The sequence below is a fragment of the Streptomyces sp. NPDC002884 genome, from assembly GCF_040295245.1.
Lineage (GTDB): Bacteria > Actinomycetota > Actinomycetes > Streptomycetales > Streptomycetaceae > Streptomyces.
On the sequence record NZ_JBEOVB010000023.1, the window covers coordinates 117,206 to 135,662 of the forward strand.

Below are 18,457 nucleotides of genomic sequence, written 5' to 3' on the forward strand. Positions count from 1 at the left end.
GCTGTGGAGGGGCCGTCGTCCGCGGTCCGGGTTCAGATCACGGGGTCGGCGTACGCGGGGAACCGCAGGTACAGACCGATGTCCGCGGGCCTGTCCGGTGAGATCGTCCGGTAGCTGCACAACTCCTGCAGCTGCCCGGCGCCCTGCGGCTGCTCGGCCGTCAACTGCCGCAGCACCTCGGCGTGCGGACGCGGGTCGATCCCCTCCAGCTCCATGAGCCGGGCGACGCGTACGGCCGCCTCGGCGTCGGTGCGGGTATTGTCCGGCAGCCTCAGGTAGACGTTGGCCTCCTCAGGGCCGGACACGCCCTCCCGGAACGCCAGGCAGGTCATCGGTTCGTTGCTCACGACGCCGCCGTCCCGCCCGTAGATGACGGTGCGCGCCCGGGCCGCGCGGGCCGGGTCGTGGCGGTGCGCCAGGGCCGCCACGGTGTCCAGCTCGTCCATCGGCATCGGGCGGTGCCGGAAGTAGACCTTCACCCGGGAGGTGTCCCCGCCGTCCAGATCGAGGGCCATGAGCTCCAACTCGTGCCCCCGACGGTCCAGTTCCTCGCCGCACCGCGCCACTGGTTCCCAGGCTTCCTCCAGGCCCAGCCGGTGCATGGCCTGCGCCATGACGTCGTACGCGCGGTCCAGGCCGTGCACCTGCGGGTTGAGGTAGACCTTGTAATGGGGCCGCTCCCCCGGCCGCCAGGCCAGGGAGTGCCAGATGGTGGCCCGGTAGCGATCGGGGTCGGACGTGATGAACAGGTCCTCGACACCCAGGTACCGCGCGATGTCCGTCCCGGGCTTCCCGGCGAGTCTGTGCGTCAGCTTCCGGCCGGCCTCCTGGCAGCCGAGCGGGGTGCCGTCGGAGCCGAGCGACTCGAACAGAATGCGGACCTCGGGCCGGCCGGCCTTCCAACTGACGGAGAGTTCGGCGGGGAAGCCGTCGGCCGAGACGAACGAAGGCGGATCGCAGCGCGTCCCCATGGGCCGCTCGCCCCACGGGTGGAGTGCCTCCCGCAGGTCCTGGAGCACACCCTCCGTCTCCCCCGGGTCCGTCCCCAAGCCCCGGCAGACCGCTGACCACTTGTCTTCCAGGAACCGCCCGAATGTTCTGGTCGGATCCTGAGGCGGTCTCAGGACGGATATCTCGTCGGGTAGTTGTGTGCTGGTCACGGCCTATCACCCTCCACAGCCGGACTGTTCCGGCTCGTCCGCGGTCACTTCGGCAGCAGCCCGACGGGCGCGCCGACCCTCTGCAGTCCGGCGGAAGGCGATCTTCCCATCGCGAAGATATTCGAATCTCGAACTAATGGGCGATCAGCACCCGGCGTCCGCGGGCGAACGGACCGCGGAGGCCGAGGCGGGTGCCGCCCCGGCGTCCGCGGTCCGGCGGGGGCTCAGCGCTGCCGGGGAATCCGCGCCAGCGCGTGCACCGCCGCCTGTGCCAGTGCCGGGTGGGCCAGGGCGTCGTTGAGTACCGGCCGGGCGCGGTCGTCGGCCAGGGCGCCCAGCCCTTCCACGCAGGCGAGGGCGACCCGCCGGTAGGGGTCGTGCGGGCGCAGGCGTCGCCGCAGGGTCGTGATCAGCGCGGGTACGGACTCGGGTGCGCGCAGCTCCACCAGGAGCCGGACGGGGTGCAGGGCATAGGCGACGCGCAGTTCGTTGGTGGCCAGGGCGGCCGCGGCACGGGCGGTGCGGGGATCGTCGAGCCGGGTCAGCGCGTGGGCGGCGGAGGCGCACCGCGGCGGATCCCGGTGGTTGAGCAGCAGGACGAGCGCCTCAAAGGCGCGCTTGTCGCCGGCGCATCCCAGCCGGAACGCGGCCAGCTCGCGGGCCCAGAGCGGCTGTCCCGGCTCGATGAGCACGCCCGCCAGTTCGTCATGGTCCGCCGTGCGCGCGAGCCGCTCGTACGCCGCCGTCGCGCCGGACTCGCGCCGTAAGCGCTCCGTGAGTGATCGCAACTCTTCGTCCATGTGCCGAGCGTAGGGGCTGGTTCGGGTGCGGAGGCGCGGAGCGGGCACACGGTCCGCCCCGCCGGAGTGAGGCTGTTCGAGAGGAACAGATCACATGTATAGGGGCTGGCGCGCTCGTTACCCACCAGTTAGGCTCATACGAGCGAGTTACCCACTCGCTTCACCTCCTCGCGGTGGCCTGGTGACGCAGTCGCCGCGAGAAGTCGGTTCGGTACCCCAGGTACCGCTGTACGACCCGGCCACGGGACAGGGCCGGTCGGATCTCCCGTTCGCTCCGGGCGTGTGCACGCCCTCGGCGACGGCACCGGGCGTGTGCGCCTGTAGCCCGGCAACACCCGCAACTCCTTCATCGCACCCGGTGCGCCCAGGTCTCGCAGAGGCCGCTCGGCGCACCCGGGCGCGTTCCCAGTCGTCACCTCATTCCTGGAGTCCCGCGATGGCCGCTCCCCTGTCCGACACCCCTCTGTCCCCGCTCCAGACGATCGCCGTCATCGGCCTCGGCACCATGGGCACCGGCATCACCGAGGTCCTGGCGCAGGCCGGGCGCGAGGTGATCGGCATCGACATCAGCGAGGCCCAGGCCGCGCGGTCCCTCGCCGCGGTGGAAGCCTCCACCGCCCGCTCCGTGCAGCGCGGCCGGCTCACCGAGCAGGAGCGCACGGCGGTCCTGGCCCGCGTCCGCGTCTCCACCGACCTGCGCACGGCGGCCGACGCCGACCTCGTCATCGAGGTGACGCCGGAGTCGTACGAGATCAAGCAGCAGATCTTCCGCGAGCTGGACGGGCTGGTGCGGCCCGAGACCATCCTCGCCACCGGCACCAACGCGCTCTCCGTGACCCGGCTCGCCGCCGACTCGGCGCGGCCGGAGCGGGTGCTGGGCCTGCACTTCTTCAACCCGGCGCCGGCCATGAAGCTGGTCGAGGTCGTCTCCTCGGTGCTGACCGCGCCCACCGCGGTCACCGCCGTCACCAACCTCGCCCTCGACCTCGGCAAGGAGCCCGTCGCGGTCGGCGACCGCCCCGGCTTCGTCGCCGACGGCCTGCTGTTCGGCTACCTCAACCAGGCCGCCGCGATGTACGAGGCCCGGTACGCCTCCCGCGAGGACATCGACGCCGCGATGCGGCTGGGCTGCGGACTGCCGATGGGCCCGCTCGCCCTGCTCGACCTGATCGGCGTGGACACCGCCCGTACGGTCCTGGAGGCCATGTACGCCGAGTCCCACGACCGGCTGCACGCTCCCGCGCCGATCCTCAAGCAGCTCAGCGAAGCGGGCCTGACCGGCCGTAAGTCGGGCCGCGGCTTCTACACCTACGACGCCCCGGGCAGTGCGACGGTCGTCCCGGACGCGCTGACGCCGCTGTCCGGCGCGGGCGGGGCCCCCGGCCGTCCGGTCGGTTCGGTCGGTGTCGCCGGCTCCGGCACCATGGCCTCCGGTATCGCCGAGGTCTTCGCCAAGGCCGGCTACGAGGTCGTCCTCGCCGCCCGCAGCGAGGAGAAGGCGCAGACCGCCAAGGCCAGGATCGGCAAGTCGCTCTCGCGCTCCGTCGACAAGGGCAGGCTGACCGCCGAGGCCGCCGCGCAGATCCTGGACCGGGTCACCCCGGCCGGGTCCTACGACGCCTTCGCCGACGTCGACCTGGCGCTCGAGGCGGTCGCCGAGGACCTCGAGATCAAGCAGCAGCTGTTCGCGACGCTGGACAAGGTGTGCAAGCCCGGCGCGGTCCTCGCCACGACGACCTCCTCGCTGCCGGTCGTCGCCTGCGCCCGCGCCACCTCGCGCCCGCAGGACGTGATCGGGATGCACTTCTTCAACCCGGCGCCCGCGATGAAGCTGGTCGAGGTCGTGCGCACGGTGCTGACGGCCGACGACGTCCACGCGACGGTCCGCGAGGTGTGCGGGCGGATCAAGAAGCACGCGGTGGACTGCGGAGACCGCGCGGGCTTCATCGTGAACGCGCTGCTGTTCCCGTACCTCAACAACGCGATCAAGATGGTGCAGGAGCACTACGCGTCGCTGGACGACATCGACGCGGCGATGAAGCTGGGCGGCGGCTACCCGATGGGCCCCTTCGAGCTGCTGGACGTCGTCGGACTCGACGTCTCCCTGGCGATCGAGAAGGTGCTGCACCGTGAGTTCCGGGACCCGGGTCTGGCTCCGGCCCCGCTGCTGGAGCACCTGGTGGCCGCGGGCTGCCTCGGCCGCAAGACCGGCCGCGGCTTCCGCGAATATGCCCGCCGCTGACAGCGTCGGCGACCGGCTCCGCGGAGAAGAGGACTGGGGCGGGCTGCTCGACCCCGCCCTCGGGCCCCCGCCCGCCGAGGGCGGGGGAAACCCCGGACAGGCGCACCGAGCTGCGCACATGCAGTACGTTCGGGTCATGCCCCAGCCCGCCAGGTCCTCACGTACACCAGCCACGCCCGACGCGCCGGAGAGTGCCGCGGGCAGCCGCGCGGCAGCCCAGCGGCTCAAGATGCGCCGAGAACTGGCGGCGGCGGCGATGGAGCTGTTCGCGACCAAGGGCTACGAGGCGACCACCGTCGACGAGATCGCGGCCGCGGCCGGGGTGGCCCGCCGCACCTTCTTCCGTCACTTCCGCTCCAAGGAAGAGGCGATCTTCCCCGACCACGACGACACCTTGATCCGGGCGGAGGCCGTGCTCAACGCGGCCCCGGCGCACGAGCATCCGCTGGACACGGTGTGCCGCGGCATCAAGGAGGTCATGAAGATGTACGCGGCCCGGCCGGAGATCTCGGTCGCCCGCTACAAGCTGACGCGCGAGGTGCCCACCCTGCGCGAGGCGGAGATCGCGTCGGTGGCCCGCTACGAGCGTCTGTTCACCCGTTACCTGCTCGGCCACTTCGACGAGCACGCCCACGACGACGACGCCAACGACGATCCGCTGCTCGCCGAGGTCGCCGCGTCCGCCGTGGTCACCGCCCACAACCACGTGCTGCGGCGCTGGCTCAGGGCCGGCGGCCAGGGCGACGTCGAGACCCAGCTCGACCATGCCTTCGCGATCGTGCGGAAGACGTTCGGGACGGGCATCGGAGCCGGCCGCAGCAGCGCCGGCGCCCCTCAGCCCGCCCCCGCGGCGGTCTCCGCGCAGGGCGAGGTCCTGGTGACGGTCGCCCGCACCGACGCCTCGCTGGACGAGGTCATGCGCACCATCGAGCAGGCTCTCAAGGAGCGCTGAGCAGCCCCCGGAACCCCTTCCACGCTGTGACGACGGCCACCCCACCGGGTGGCCGTTTTGGCATGTCAGAGGCCCTTTTCACGCAGATTTCTGAGGCCGTTCGATCGATCATCGCTCATTTGTTACGTAAAGATTTCAGCTGAGACCAAGTTCTGGCACTCAGTGCCTTGCGGGGTGACACGCGGTGTCATACGTTGAAGGTGTCCGGGCGGCCGGCGTGCAGAGACCTTTCGTACGTCGGCTGTCCCCGCAAGCTCATGGCCTGCGTGCCCGGACGCCTGCGTCACAGGCAACCTCCCGCGCCACAAAGCGCTGCCGAACAGCACATCCGCCGAACCGACGGCACTTTCTCCCACACCCTCAGCAGCACCGACGTAACCCTCAGCGCCCCGCCCTCAGGGCGCTCACCGCCGGAGGCAACACCGTGACCATGCAGAAGATCCTGGACGCGATCCAGTCGCCGGAATCGACACCGGGCGACTTCGCCGCTCTGCCGCTCCCCGAGTCGTACCGCGCGATCACCGTGCACAAGGACGAGGCGGAGCTGTTCGCCGGGCTCGAGAGCCGTGACAAGGACCCCCGCAAGTCCCTGCACCTGGACGAGGTGGCCGTGCCCGAGCTCGGCCCGGGCGAGGCCCTGGTGGCCGTCATGGCCTCCTCGGTCAACTACAACTCCGTGTGGACCTCGATCTTCGAGCCGGTGTCGACGTTCTCCTTCCTGGAGCGCTACGGCAGGCTCAGCGAGCTCACCAAGCGGCACGACCTGCCGTACCACGTCATCGGCTCCGACCTGGCGGGCGTCGTCCTGCGCACCGGACCGGGCGTCAACGCCTGGAAGCCCGGCGACGAGGTCGTCGCGCACTGCCTGTCCGTCGAGCTGGAGTCGTCCGACGGCCACAACGACACGATGCTCGACCCCGAGCAGCGCATCTGGGGCTTCGAGACCAACTTCGGCGGCCTCGCGGAGGTCGCCCTGGTCAAGTCCAACCAGCTGATGCCGAAGCCGGACCACCTGTCGTGGGAGGAGGCGGCGGCCCCCGGCCTCGTCAACTCCACCGCCTACCGGCAGCTGGTCTCCCGCAACGGCGCCGGCATGAAGCAGGGCGACAACGTCCTGATCTGGGGCGCCAGCGGCGGACTCGGCAGCTACGCCACGCAGTTCGCGCTGGCGGGCGGCGCCAACCCGATCTGTGTCGTGTCCTCGCCCCAGAAGGCGGAGATCTGCCGGGCCATGGGCGCCGAGGCGGTCATCGACCGCAACGCCGAGGGCTACAGGTTCTGGAAGGACGAGCGGACCCAGGACCCGAAGGAGTGGAAGCGCTTCGGCAAGCGCATCCGCGAGTTCACCGGCGGCGAGGACATCGACATCGTCTTCGAGCACCCGGGCCGCGAGACCTTCGGGGCCTCGGTCTACGTCACCCGCAAGGGCGGCACCATCACCACCTGCGCCTCGACCTCCGGCTACATGCACGAGTACGACAACCGCTACCTGTGGATGTCCCTGAAGCGGATCATCGGCTCGCACTTCGCCAACTACCGCGAGGCCTGGGAGGCCAACCGGCTGGTCGCGAAGGGCAAGATCCACCCGACGCTGTCGAAGGTCTACTCCCTGGAGGAGACCGGCCAGGCCGCCTACGACGTGCACCGCAACCTCCACCAGGGCAAGGTCGGCGTTCTCGCGCTGGCCCCCGAGGAGGGTCTGGGCGTGCGCGACGAGGAGAAGCGCGCCCAGCACATCGACGCCATCAACCGCTTCCGCAACATCTGAGACACCCGAGGTCATAGATGACTGAGCGTCAGAAGGACCGGCCGTGGCTCATGCGCACGTACGCCGGTCACTCCACGGCCGAGGCGTCCAACGAGCTGTACCGGCGCAACCTCGCCAAGGGCCAGACGGGTCTGTCGGTCGCGTTCGACCTGCCCACCCAGACCGGCTACGACTCCGACCACGTCCTCGCCCGCGGCGAGGTCGGCCGGGTCGGCGTGCCGGTGGCCCATCTCGGTGACATGCGCAGGCTGTTCCAGGACATCCCCCTGGACCAGATGAACACCTCGATGACGATCAACGCCACCGCCATGTGGCTGCTGGCGCTCTATCAGGTCGTCGCCGAGGAACAGGGCGTGGACATCACCCTGCTCCAGGGCACGACCCAGAACGACATCGTCAAGGAGTACCTGTCCCGGGGCACGCACGTGTTCCCGCCGGGGCCGAGCCTGCGCCTCACGACGGACATGATCGCGTACACGGTCTCCCACATCCCGAAGTGGAACCCGATCAACATCTGCAGCTACCACCTGCAGGAGGCGGGGGCCACGCCGGTCCAGGAGATCGCGTACGCGATGTCCACGGCGATCGCCGTGCTGGACGCCGTCCGCGACTCCGGACAGGTGCCGGCCGAGAAGTTCGGCGATGTCGTCGCCCGCATCTCCTTCTTCGTCAACGCGGGCGTCCGCTTCGTCGAGGAGATGTGCAAGATGCGCGCCTTCGGCCGCATCTGGGACCGGATCACCCGGGAGCGCTACGGCATCGAGAACGCCAAGCAGCGCCGCTTCCGCTACGGCGTCCAGGTCAACTCCCTGGGCCTGACGGAGGCGCAGCCGGAGAACAACGTCCAGCGGATCGTCCTCGAGATGCTCGCCGTGACGCTGTCGAAGGACGCACGCGCGCGTGCCGTGCAGCTCCCCGCCTGGAACGAGGCACTCGGCCTGCCCCGCCCCTGGGACCAGCAGTGGTCGCTGCGTATCCAGCAGGTCCTCGCCCTGGAGAGCGACCTGCTGGAGTACGAGGACATCTTCGAGGGCTCGCACGTCATCGAGGCCAAGGTCGTCGAGCTGGTCGAGGCGTCCTTCGCGGAGATCGAGCGGATCCAGGAGATGGGCGGCGCGATGGCCGCCGTCGAGTCCGGCTACCTCAAGTCGCAGCTCGTCTCCTCGCACGCCGAGCGCAGGGCCCGGATCGAGTCCGGGCAGGAGAAGATCATCGGCGTCAACGTCTTCGAGACGACCGAGCCCAACCCGCTCACCGCGGACCTCGACACGGCCATCCAGACGGTCGATCCGGCGGTCGAGGCCCGTGTCATCGCCTCCCTCCAGAACTGGCGCGACACGCGCTACCAGCCCCCCTTCAACCACCCGCGCCCGTGCAAGGCGCTGGAGAAGCTGAAGGAGGCCGCGAAGGGCACCGCCAACCTCATGGAGGCCACCCTGGAGTGCGCCCGCGCCGGGGTCACGACCGGCGAGTGGGCCGGGGCGCTGCGCGAGGTGTTCGGCGAGTTCCGCGCCCCGACGGGTGTGTCGTCGGCGCCGGTGGCGGTTCCGGCGGAGGAGGGCTCGGCCATGGCCGACGTCCGCCGCAAGGTCGACCGGACGGCCAAGGACATGGGCGTCGGCAAGCTCCGCTTCCTGGTCGGCAAGCCGGGCCTGGACGGGCACTCCAACGGCGCCGAGCAGATAGCGGTGCGGGCCCGGGACGCCGGCTTCGAGGTGGTCTACCAGGGCATCCGGCTGACGCCCGAGCAGATCGTGGACGCCTCGCTGGAGGAGGACGTGCACGCCGTGGGCCTGTCCATCCTCTCCGGCTCGCACGCCCAGCTGGTGCCCGACGTCCTCGAACGGCTGCGTGTGGCCGGTGCCACAGACATCCCGGTGATCGCCGGTGGCATCATCCCGAATGGAGACGCCGAACAGCTCAGGGCTGCCGGCGTGGCCGCGGTCTTCACCCCGAAGGACTTCGACATCACCGGAATCATCGGCCGCATCGTCGACGAGATCCGGAAAGCGAACAAGCTCGACCCCCTGGAGGTCCCCGCATGACCGTCAACCGTCTGCGTCCCCGCCGCTCGTGTCTCGCGGTCCCGGGCAGCAACCCCCGCTTCCTGGAGAAGGCGCAGGGCCTCCCGGCGGACCAGGTCTTCCTCGACCTGGAGGACGCGTGCGCGCCGCTCGCCAAGCCGGAGGCGCGGCACACCATCGTCAAGTTCCTCAACGAGGGCGACTGGACGGGCAAGACGCGGGTGGTCCGGGTCAACGACTGGACGACCGAGTGGACGTACCGCGACGTCGTGACGGTGGTCGAGGGGGCCGGCCCCAACCTCGACTGCATCATGCTGCCGAAGGTGCAGAGCGCCCAGCAGATCGTGGCGCTGGACCTGCTCCTGACCCAGATCGAGAAGACCATGGGCTTCGAGGTCGGCAAGATCGGCATCGAGGCGCAGATCGAGAACGCGCAGGGCCTCAACAACGTCAACGAGATCGCGCAGGCCTCGCCGCGCATCGAGACGATCATCTTCGGCCCGGCCGACTTCATGGCGTCGATCAACATGAAGTCGCTGGTCGTGGGCGAGCAGCCGCCCGGCTACCCGGCGGACGCCTACCACTACATCCTGATGAAGATCCTGATGGCCGCCCGCGCCAACGACCTCCAGGCGATCGACGGCCCCTACCTCCAGATCCGCAACGTCGACGGCTACCGCGAGGTCGCCGGACGCGCCGCCGCCCTCGGCTTCGACGGCAAGTGGGTGCTGCACCCGGGCCAGGTCGAGGCGTCCAACGAGATCTTCTCGCCGTCGCAGGAGGACTACGACCACGCCGAGCTGATCCTGGACGCGTACGACTACTACACGTCCGAGGCCGGCGGCAGGAAGGGCTCGGCGATGCTCGGCGACGAGATGATCGACGAGGCCAGCCGCAAGATGGCGCTGGTCATCTCCGGCAAGGGACGCGCCGCCGGCATGCAGCGCACCGGCAAGTTCGAGATCCCGGAGGCCTGACCATGCAGTTCGGACGCACCTACGAGGAGTTCGAGGTCGGGGCGACGTACAAGCACTGGCCCGGCAAGACGGTCACGGAGTACGACGACCACCTGTTCTGCCTCCTCACCATGAACCACCACCCGCTCCACATGGACACCAACTACGCGGAGAAGACGACCGACTTCGGCAAGAACGTCGTCGTGGGCAACTACATCTACTCCCTGCTGCTCGGCATGTCCGTGCCGGACGTCTCCGGCAAGGCGATCGCCAACCTGGAGATCGAGTCGCTCAAGCACGTGGCGCCGACCTTCCACGGCGACACGATCTACGGGCAGACGACCGTGCTCGACAAGTGGCCGTCGAAGTCGAAGAACGACCGCGGGATCGTCTACGTCGAGACCAAGGGCTACAAGCAGGACGGCACCGTGGTCTGCGTGTTCCGCCGCAAGGTGATGGTGCCGACCGAGACGTACATCAAGGAGCGCGGCGGCGAGCAGCCCGGCCGGCCCCAGCTCAAGGAGCAGGAGAAGTAGCCATGGCGCGACTCGCCCAGACCGCCGGTCTGACCGACATCCAGCAGGAGATCCTCTCCACCGTCCGCGACTTCGTGGACAAGGAGATCATCCCGGTCGCGACCGAGCTGGAGCACCGTGACGAGTACCCGCAAGCGATCGTCGACGGCCTCAAGGAGTTGGGCCTGTTCGGCCTGATGATCCCCGAGGAGTACGGCGGTCTGGGCGAGTCGCTCCTGACGTACGCCCTGTGCGTCGAGGAGATCGCCCGCGGCTGGATGTCGGTCTCCGGCATCATCAACACGCACTTCATCGTGGCGTACATGCTCAAGCAGCACGGCACGCAGGAGCAGAAGGACCACTATCTGCCGAGGATGGCCGCCGGTGACATCCGCGGCGCCTTCTCCATGTCGGAGCCGGCTCTCGGCTCGGACGTGTCGGCGATCACGTCGAAGGCGGTGAAGGACGGTGACGAGTACGTCCTCACCGGCCAGAAGATGTGGCTGACGAACGGCGGCACGTCGTCGCTGGTGGCCGTTCTGGTCCGAAGTGACGAAGGACACCCTGCGGGCACCGCGCCCCACAAGTCGATGACGACCTTCCTGATCGAGAAGGAGCCCGGCTTCGGTGAGGTCCGCCCCGGCCTGACGATCCCGGGCAAGATCGACAAGATGGGCTACAAGGGGGTCGACACCACCGAGCTGATCATGGATGGCCTGCGCCTTCCCGCCGATCGGGTGCTCGGCGGGGTCACCGGCCGAGGTTTTTACCAAATGATGGACGGGGTCGAGGTGGGCCGCGTCAATGTAGCGGCGCGTGGCTGCGGCGTCGCCCAGCGTGCCTTCGAGCTGGGCGTCTCGTACGCCCAGCAGCGCCACACCTTCGGCAAGCCGATCGCCCAGCACCAGGCGATCCAGTTCAAGCTCGCCGAGATGGCTACCAAGGTCGAGGCCGCCCATGCCATGATGGTGAACGCCGCACGCAAAAAGGACTCCGGGGAACGAAACGACCTTGAGGCAGGGATGGCGAAGTACCTCGCCTCCGAGTACTGCAAGGAGGTCGTGGAGGATGCCTTCCGGATCCACGGAGGCTACGGCTTCTCCAAGGAGTACGAGATCGAGCGCCTCTACCGTGAGGCGCCGATGCTGCTGATCGGCGAAGGCACCGCAGAAATCCAGAAAATGATCATCGGGCGCAGGTTGCTCGAGGAGTATCGGTTCCAGGGCTGATTGTCCGGGTTGGGGGTGTTTTCTTCGAGAAGAAGATCACACCCCGTCAACTTCCCCCTGCCGTCGACTCGGCTTCCTTGCTTACCCAGTTGTGGCCCCGAACCGCTACGATCGCGGAAAGCCGCCGTCCCCCCGTCGAAGCGCGGCATCATCCGCTACGAAGGTCATCCATGCCCCACAGCCAAACCTCTGCACACCGCGACAGCCTGGTAGGCGCACGCCTCGCGCGCGGAGCATCGCCGTGGCTCCTGCCGACCGTCGCCACCGCAGCCGTCAGCCTGCTGCGCGCCCGCCGCTCGGGTGCCGCCAAGGCCGTCGCCGTGCCCGCCACCGCTCTCGCGGCGGGCATGCTGTGGTTCTTCCGCGACCCCGAGCGCGAGATCGCCTCGGGCCGGGTCATCTCCCCCGCCGACGGTGTGGTGCAGAGCATCATGCCGTGGAAGGACGGGCGTACCCGGGTCGCGATCTTCATGAGCCCGCTCAACGTCCACGTCAACCGCGCGCCGCTGGCCGGCACCGTGACGTCGGTCGAGCACATCCCGGGCGGGTTCGTACCGGCGTTCAACAAGGAGAGCGAGAACAACGAGCGCGTCGTCTGGCACTTCGACACCGAGCTCGGTGACATCGAGATGATCCAGATCGCCGGTGCCGTCGCCCGCCGCATCGTCCCCTACCTCCCCGAGGGCACGAAGGTCGAGCAGGGCGAGCGGATCGGCCTGATCCGCTTCGGTTCACGTGTCGACATCTACCTCCCCGAGGGCGTGGACGTCGCGGTCGAGGTGGGGCAGAAGACCGTGGCAGGGGTGACTCGCATTGACCGTGATTGACCCGGAGACCCAGGCGGGCTGGGTGCCCGAGGCGGACGAGGTGGACGACGAGGAGGAGATGCCCCTCTCTCTCCGTCTGTCGATAGCGGACACCCTCACCCTCGGCAACGCAACGTGCGGATTCATGGCGGTGTACTTCACCACCACGGGCATCCTGATCCCGCACCTCACCGGCAGCCAGGAATCCGGCATGGCCCGCCACAGCGCGGCCACGGCGGTCATCCTGATGCTGTGCGCGGCGGTCTTCGACCTGTTCGACGGCCTGGTCGCACGCAAGCTCCGTTCCTCCCCGATGGGCGCGGAACTGGACAACCTCTCGGACCTGATCAGCTTCGGTCTGGCCCCGGCGTACTTCGTCCTGGTCTACGGCATGGTCGCCGACGACGCCCACCAGCGGGTGGCGGCGGTCGGCGCGATCGTGGTGCTGCTCGCGGTGGTGCTGAGGCTCGCGAGATTCTCGTGCGTCACCGTCAAGGACGGCACCTTCCAGGGCATGCCGTCGCCGTTCGGCGCGCTGACGGTCGTCTCGATCGTGCTCCTCGAGCTGCCGTTCGTCGCCACGCTCATGGCGATCATCGGCACCGCGTGGCTGATGGTGAGCCGGGTCGAGTACCCGAAGCCGCGGGGCCGCCTCGCCGGCGCGATGCTCTCCTGGATCGTGCTGTCGATGGGCCTGCTGGCGGCCTGGGCGTTCGACGCCCCGAGCGGTCAGCTCCTGCTCCAGACCGGCTGTGCGCTGCAGCTGGTCATGGGCGCGGTCATCCCGCTGTTCGCCACGGCCCGCCGGGTGAACAACTTCCGCGGCAACCGCCGCGAGGCGCGGGCGGCACAGCTGCCCTGACCTCCGTTCCACCGCTCGACGGGTGCGGCCCGGACCTCGAAGGTCCGGGCCGCACCCGTTTCGCGCTCAAGGACGTCCGTCGTGTGCCCTTGCCCCGTCAACTACCCGCGATCCGCGCGCGGTTGCAGAGCGTGAGGAAGAAGAGGACGGTAGAAGGAGGGGGGATTGTACGAGAATCACCCTCTTTGCACCCTTCGGGAGATGGCCATGGCCTCACTCGTCCTCAAGGAACATCTGGTACCGCACACCTCGAAGATCCCCGCGAACTACGGAGACCCGGTGCTGCTCGCCGTCAGGGAGTACGACGGCACCCACGGCAGCAACCCGCACAAGCCGGTCCTCATGCTGCACGGCAGAAGCGTCCCGGCACTGGCCGGTTTCGACCTGGCGCCGGTGCCCGACGGGCACGCCACCCGGTACAGCTGGGCCCAGGAACTCGCGCAGGACGGTTACGACGTCTTCGTCATGGATCTCCAGGGCTCCGGGCGGTCGACACGCCCGAAGGTGATGGACGAGCCGTGCAACGCCAACCCGACGCAGCAGCAGGCCGTCCTCGTCCGCAACCCGCTTCCGGAACCCTGCTCGGGCCTGCCCCCGTACCCGCACGAGCTGGGCAATTCGGAGAGCGAGGCGGCAGAGCTCGAAGCGGTGGTCAAGTACATCAGGGCCGTGCCCGGCCTGGACAAGCCGATCCGTTTCGTCGGCTGGTCCGCGGCCGCGCTCGTCATGGGCCCCTACACACTCCGCCACCCCGGGGACGTCGAGAGCCTGTTCCTGCTCGCCCCGGTGTTCCCGCCGAAGGGGCGGTGGTCGGGTAACCTCGCCGACCCCTTCGGGCGCCCGTCCGGTGTGTCGACGCTGCCCGTGTCCACTCCGCCCAACCTGTTCGGCTTCCCGATGCACGTCGCCGGCAAGACCGGGTTCAAGGCGTCGCTGGCGAGCACCCCCGCCCTGTGGGAGCCCGGCATCGAGGAGCGTGCGTGGGACGCCTGCGTGCAGGACGACCCCCTCGCCGGCAAGTGGGGACCCGAGGAGGCGCCGGGCGTGTACGAGGGTGTCCTGCGGTACCGGAACACGTACTCGTGGGGCTGGAACAGCCAGACCGCGGTGTACGAGAACCCGGCCGGCACGCGGGTGCTCGGCAAGAGGGTCCCCGTACTCATCGCCTACGGGGAGCTGGACCGGACGGCGAACAGCCCCGCGACGTTCCCGGACATCCTGCGCTTCTCCGTGCCGGCCCTCTACGAGGCCGTCAAGGGACCGAAGACGCTGATGTTCTGCCTCGCCGGCGCGGGTCACTCCCTGGTCTGGGAGACCACCGCGAAGACCATCCACCACTTCTCGAAGCAGTGGTTCAAGCACGGCAAGGTGGAGGGCCTCACCAACGGCAGCTACTTCAGGGAGAGCGACGGCGAACTGATCCCCCTGTCGTAGCCCCCGCTCAGCTCAGGAAGTCGCGGCCGATCTGTTCCGCCACCCGCTCCAGGATCGGCCCGGCGTCCGAGATGCACCTGGCGATGTCCGGCTCGGCATCCGTCAGCGGATACGCGCGGCGGATGCCGGCCCGGCCCAGCGCCGCCGGCGGCAGCGCGAGGCGGCCGCAGACGGCGACGACCTCCTTGCCGGCCGCCCGGGCGGCCGCGGCGACGCCCGCCGGGGCCTTGCCGTGCAGGGTCTGCTCGTCCAGCGAGCCCTCACCGGTGATCACCAGCTCGGCCCGCTCGAGCGCCGTCGCGAAGCCCAGCACGTCGAGCATGACGTCGATGCCGGCGCGGAACCGGGCGCCGATGAGCAGCGCCCCGTAGCCGATGCCGCCCGCGGCGCCCGCGCCCGGCGCGGCGGCGTACTGCGCCGCCATCGAACCGAGCTCCGCCTCCAGCACCTCCGCGTATCGCGTGAGCGCCGCGTCCAGCGCCTCGACGTCGTCCGGTGAGGCGCCCTTCTGCGGGCCGTACACGGCCGGTGCGCCCTTGGGGCCGGTCAGCGGGTTGTCGACGTCGCTCGCCAGGACCAGTTCCACGGAGGCCAGCCGGGGATCCAGCTCCGACAGGTCGGCGCGGGCCAGCTCCGCGAGGCCGCCGCCGCCCGGGGCCACCGGCTCGCCGTCCGCGTCGAGGAACCGCGCGCCGAGCGCGGACAGCATGCCCGCGCCACCGTCCGTGGTGGCGCTGCCGCCGACCCCGAAGACGATCGTCCGCACACCCGCGTCCAGCGCGGCCCGCAGCAGCTCGCCCGAGCCGTACGTCGACGCCGTGAGGGGGGCGAAGACACCGGCCGGGAGCCGCTGAAGGCCGCTCGCCTCCGCCATCTCCACGACCGCGGTGTCGCCGCGTACCGCGAACGCGGCGGTCACCTCCTGCCCGAGCGGCCCGGCGACCCGTACCTCCCGGCGTTCGAAGCCGGCCGCGACCGCCGCGGCGACGGTCCCGTCACCGCCGTCGGCGACGGGCAGGGCCTCCACCTCGATGTCCGCCACGACCCGGCGCAGCCCCGCCGTCACCCGCTCGGCGACCTCCACGGCCGTCAGCGAGCCCTTGAACTTGTCCGCGGCCACGAGCACCCGTCGGGTGCCCCGCGCTGGAGCGTCCGTCACCTTGCCATCCCCTTGCTCTCCGGGCCCCACGCACATCGGGGCCAGTCGCGCCGCTGCGACCTTAACCGGAAGGCGCACCCGCCGTCATGCGGTGCCCGGACCCTGGAACAACCCTGAGCGGCGCCTGTGGAGCCGTCGTAACCCTCGCGGGTCTCCCCGCAATCGGGTAGACCGGACCCATGACCCCTGTGGGCGGCGAGCCGGAGCTCGCCGACCGCGTCCTCGGGGGCTGGCTGGGCCGGATCGCGGGCAACATGCTCGGCAAACCGGTCGAGCAGGGCGACCTGTGGACGCGCGAGCGCATCGACCGCTATCTGCGGCGGGCCGCCGCCCTGCCGCTGACCGACTACCTGCCCGAGCCGGCCACCGAGGAGGACGGACTGCGGCTGCGCCCGGAGTGGCGGGAGTGTGTGCGCGGCCGCATCCACGGCAGCTGCCGCGACGACGACGTCGACTACGCGATCCTCGGTCTCGACCTCCTGGAGACCCACGGCTTCGGCTTCAGTACCGAGCAGGTAGGCGACCTGTGGCTGCTGCGGCTGCCGTACCTCCAGACGTTCACCGCCGAGCGGGCCGCCTACCGCAACCTCACGGCCGGGCTGAAGCCGCCGCTGACGGCGACGTACGACAACCCGTACCAGGAGTGGATCGGCGCCCTGATCCGCGCCGACATCTACGGCTGGACCTGTCCGGGCCTCCCCCGCCGCGCGGCCTCCCTGGCCCGCCGGGACGCGGTGCTCTCGCACACCGGCAACGGCGTGTACGGCGCGATGTTCGCGGCGGCGCTGATCTCGGCGGCGTTCACCGCGCCGACGGTGCGCCACGCGCTGGACGAGGCGCTGGCCGTCGTCCCGCCGAGCAGTCGGCTCGCCCGGACCGTGCGCCGGGTCGCCTCCCTCCACGAGACCCGCATGACCTGGGAGGACACGCTGGCCACGGTGACCGAGGAGACGGCGGGCCTGGGCTGGATCCACACCGTCCCGAACGCCGCCGTCCTCACCGCAGGACTGCTCTACGGCGACGGCGACTTCACCCGGACCGTCACGCTCACCGTGCGCGGCGGCCTGGACACCGACTCCAACGGCGCCACGGCCGGTTCGGTGGCCGGTGTCCTGACCGGCGCCTCGGCGATCCCGCCCCGGTGGACGGAGCCGCTGGAGGACACCGTGCGCAGCGCGGTGTTCGGCTTCGACGGCGCGCGCATCAGCGAGCTGGCGCGGCGGACGCTGCGGCTGGTCGGGGCACAGGACCGCCCGGCGGAGAGCTGAGCCGGTGCGCGGCGCGCCGCCCGCCGGCCGCCCGTACGCTTTCCGGATGAGCATCCCCGGCACGCCCGACTTCGCGGCGTACATCGCCTCCCTGCCCCGTGTCCTGGCCGGCGCCGCCGCGATCTTCCGTGACGCCGAGGGCCGGGTCCTGCTCGTCGAGCCCAACTACCGTGCGGGCTGGGCACTGCCGGGCGGCACGATCGAGTCCGACGCCGGCGAGAGCCCGCGGCGGGCCGCGCGCCGCGAGACGCTCGAGGAGATCGGTCTCGACCGCGAGCTCGGCCGGCTGCTCGCGGTGGACTGGGTGCTCGGCCCGGACCGGCCGCCGCTGACGGCGTACGTGTACGACGGCGGGGTCCTCGACGAGGACGACTTCAAGGCGATCCGCCTCCAGGAGGCGGAGTTGCTGTCCTGGCGGCTGGTCCCACGCGCGGAGCTCACCGGGCATCTGCCGGGCTCGCTGGGGCACCGGGTCCTGGCCGCCCTGGACGCGCTCGGGGACGGCTCGACCGCGGAACTGGAGAACGGCCGCCCCGCCCGCTGACCCCCGGCCCCCCGGCCCGGCCCGCTCAGCCCTCGACGTCGCGCGGCTTGGCGTCGACCTCGCGCAGGGCCTCGTCCCGGACGGCGGTCCGGGCCTCGGTGCGATGGCCGCGCTCGATGTAGTCGCGCACGACCAGTTCGACGGCGTCCTGGGGGCTGCCCACACCGGTGAGCACCATGACTTCGACGACGAGTCCGGCGTCGAGCGAGACAGTGACCTTGGCCATGCCGGGACGGTAACACCGGCCGGGGCGCCGCGATATACGCTCGCGACCCCCGTCCCCCCGGCCTGCCCTCGAACACATGAGCAAGCCCCTCGTCGCCATCCTCAGCGGGGCCGGTGTCTCCACGGACTCCAGGATCCCGTCAATGCATCTCCCGGATCAGGGACCGCTGCGCCAGTGTCATGGCTGCCGGCTACGTGATGGCGGCCACCGATTTCGAGGTGCTGGACCGTGGGCCGGAGGCGGTCCCGGAACGAGTCCTGCCGCCGTTCGCGTTGGTGGACGCGTTGCCGCCGGCGGCCATCGAACAGGCCCGGTTCCGGGAACAGCACGTGGTGGACGTGCTCACCGGGCTGCCCTCGGACGCTGCCGAGGGCACGGCTCCTCGGCAGGACAACTCTCACTTCGCCCGAACCTGACGAAACGGGCGCAATGACGGCGTCAGGTCCGCGAACGAAGTCGGCCACGCGACGTCGTCGATCGCGAGCCACGGCGCAGTGGCTACGACGGTGGGC

The 18,457-nt window shown here is 70.3% G+C and carries 17 protein-coding genes; 13 read left to right on the plus strand and 4 right to left on the minus strand.

The window, feature by feature from the left end; translation table 11 throughout:
• Nucleotides 1–32 precede the first annotated feature (32 nt).
• Both ABT070_RS32955 and ABT070_RS32960 read right to left on the minus strand, forming a co-directional pair.
• The gene (locus ABT070_RS32955) at nucleotides 33–1,019 is read right to left on the minus strand and encodes a tryptophan dimethylallyltransferase family protein (RefSeq protein ID WP_351766050.1); all 987 of its coding nucleotides are present in this window, start codon (nucleotides 1,017–1,019) and stop codon (nucleotides 33–35) included.
• 365 nt (nucleotides 1,020–1,384) lie between these two features.
• Nucleotides 1,385–1,960, minus strand: a complete 576-nt coding sequence (locus ABT070_RS32960; protein WP_351766052.1) for an adenylosuccinate lyase — start codon at nucleotides 1,958–1,960, stop codon at nucleotides 1,385–1,387.
• Between the two features lie 436 nt (nucleotides 1,961–2,396).
• Between ABT070_RS32960 and ABT070_RS32965 the strand changes: the two genes are divergently transcribed.
• The 10 genes from ABT070_RS32965 to ABT070_RS33010 all read left to right on the plus strand — a co-directional run bounded on the left by ABT070_RS32965 (nucleotide 2,397) and on the right by ABT070_RS33010 (nucleotide 14,748).
• Complete coding sequence (locus ABT070_RS32965; protein WP_351766054.1) at nucleotides 2,397–4,202, plus strand: 3-hydroxyacyl-CoA dehydrogenase family protein; 1,806 nt, start codon at nucleotides 2,397–2,399, stop codon at nucleotides 4,200–4,202.
• 136 nt (nucleotides 4,203–4,338) lie between these two features.
• Nucleotides 4,339–5,154, plus strand: a complete 816-nt coding sequence (locus ABT070_RS32970) for a TetR family transcriptional regulator (RefSeq protein ID WP_200839964.1) — start codon at nucleotides 4,339–4,341, stop codon at nucleotides 5,152–5,154.
• Between the two features lie 430 nt (nucleotides 5,155–5,584).
• Nucleotides 5,585–6,922, plus strand: coding sequence for a crotonyl-CoA carboxylase/reductase (ccrA, locus tag ABT070_RS32975; protein ID WP_351766076.1), 1,338 nt, complete (start codon nucleotides 5,585–5,587; stop codon nucleotides 6,920–6,922).
• A 17-nt stretch (nucleotides 6,923–6,939) separates the two neighbouring features.
• Nucleotides 6,940–8,967, plus strand: coding sequence for an ethylmalonyl-CoA mutase (locus ABT070_RS32980; protein ID WP_351766057.1), 2,028 nt, complete (start codon nucleotides 6,940–6,942; stop codon nucleotides 8,965–8,967).
• Nucleotides 8,964–9,923 (plus strand): HpcH/HpaI aldolase/citrate lyase family protein, encoded by a 960-nt coding sequence (locus tag ABT070_RS32985; protein ID WP_351766059.1) that lies wholly within the window; start codon nucleotides 8,964–8,966, stop codon nucleotides 9,921–9,923. Before ABT070_RS32980 ends, ABT070_RS32985 begins: the two co-directional genes overlap by 4 nt.
• 2 nt (nucleotides 9,924–9,925) lie before the next feature.
• On the plus strand, nucleotides 9,926–10,438 hold the full coding sequence (locus tag ABT070_RS32990) for a MaoC family dehydratase (protein ID WP_351766061.1): 513 nt from the start codon (nucleotides 9,926–9,928) through the stop codon (nucleotides 10,436–10,438).
• A gap of 2 nt (nucleotides 10,439–10,440) precedes the next feature.
• A complete protein-coding gene (locus tag ABT070_RS32995; protein WP_351766063.1) occupies nucleotides 10,441–11,646 on the plus strand; it encodes an acyl-CoA dehydrogenase family protein in 1,206 nt (401 codons plus the stop codon).
• A gap of 170 nt (nucleotides 11,647–11,816) precedes the next feature.
• Nucleotides 11,817–12,473 carry a phosphatidylserine decarboxylase gene (locus ABT070_RS33000; RefSeq protein ID WP_062643930.1) on the plus strand — a complete coding sequence of 219 codons (657 nt, stop codon included), beginning with the start codon at nucleotides 11,817–11,819 and terminating at the stop codon, nucleotides 12,471–12,473.
• A gap of 22 nt (nucleotides 12,474–12,495) precedes the next feature.
• Nucleotides 12,496–13,314 carry a CDP-diacylglycerol--serine O-phosphatidyltransferase gene (gene pssA, locus ABT070_RS33005; protein WP_351766078.1) on the plus strand — a complete coding sequence of 273 codons (819 nt, stop codon included), beginning with the start codon at nucleotides 12,496–12,498 and terminating at the stop codon, nucleotides 13,312–13,314.
• A gap of 201 nt (nucleotides 13,315–13,515) precedes the next feature.
• Nucleotides 13,516–14,748, plus strand: a complete 1,233-nt coding sequence (locus tag ABT070_RS33010) for an alpha/beta hydrolase (RefSeq protein WP_451101959.1) — start codon at nucleotides 13,516–13,518, stop codon at nucleotides 14,746–14,748.
• A 7-nt stretch (nucleotides 14,749–14,755) separates the two neighbouring features.
• Here the strand turns inward: ABT070_RS33010 and ABT070_RS33015 are convergent, their stop codons facing one another.
• A complete protein-coding gene (locus ABT070_RS33015) occupies nucleotides 14,756–15,874 on the minus strand; it encodes a glycerate kinase (RefSeq protein WP_351766082.1) in 1,119 nt (372 codons plus the stop codon).
• A 212-nt stretch (nucleotides 15,875–16,086) separates the two neighbouring features.
• Here ABT070_RS33015 and ABT070_RS33020 point away from each other — a divergent pair, with 212 nt between their 5' ends.
• A complete protein-coding gene (locus tag ABT070_RS33020; RefSeq protein ID WP_351766066.1) occupies nucleotides 16,087–17,175 on the plus strand; it encodes an ADP-ribosylglycohydrolase family protein in 1,089 nt (362 codons plus the stop codon).
• A gap of 46 nt (nucleotides 17,176–17,221) precedes the next feature.
• On the plus strand, nucleotides 17,222–17,719 hold the full coding sequence (locus ABT070_RS33025) for an NUDIX domain-containing protein (protein ID WP_351766068.1): 498 nt from the start codon (nucleotides 17,222–17,224) through the stop codon (nucleotides 17,717–17,719).
• A gap of 25 nt (nucleotides 17,720–17,744) precedes the next feature.
• Here ABT070_RS33025 and ABT070_RS33030 read toward each other — a convergent pair whose 3' ends face one another.
• Nucleotides 17,745–17,945 (minus strand): type II toxin-antitoxin system VapB family antitoxin, encoded by a 201-nt coding sequence (locus ABT070_RS33030; RefSeq protein WP_351766070.1) that lies wholly within the window; start codon nucleotides 17,943–17,945, stop codon nucleotides 17,745–17,747.
• Nucleotides 17,946–18,124: 179 nt separating this feature from the next.
• Here ABT070_RS33030 and ABT070_RS33035 point away from each other — a divergent pair, with 179 nt between their 5' ends.
• Nucleotides 18,125–18,361 carry a hypothetical protein gene (locus ABT070_RS33035; RefSeq protein WP_351766071.1) on the plus strand — a complete coding sequence of 79 codons (237 nt, stop codon included), beginning with the start codon at nucleotides 18,125–18,127 and terminating at the stop codon, nucleotides 18,359–18,361.
• The last annotated feature ends 96 nt before the right edge of the window (nucleotides 18,362–18,457 follow it).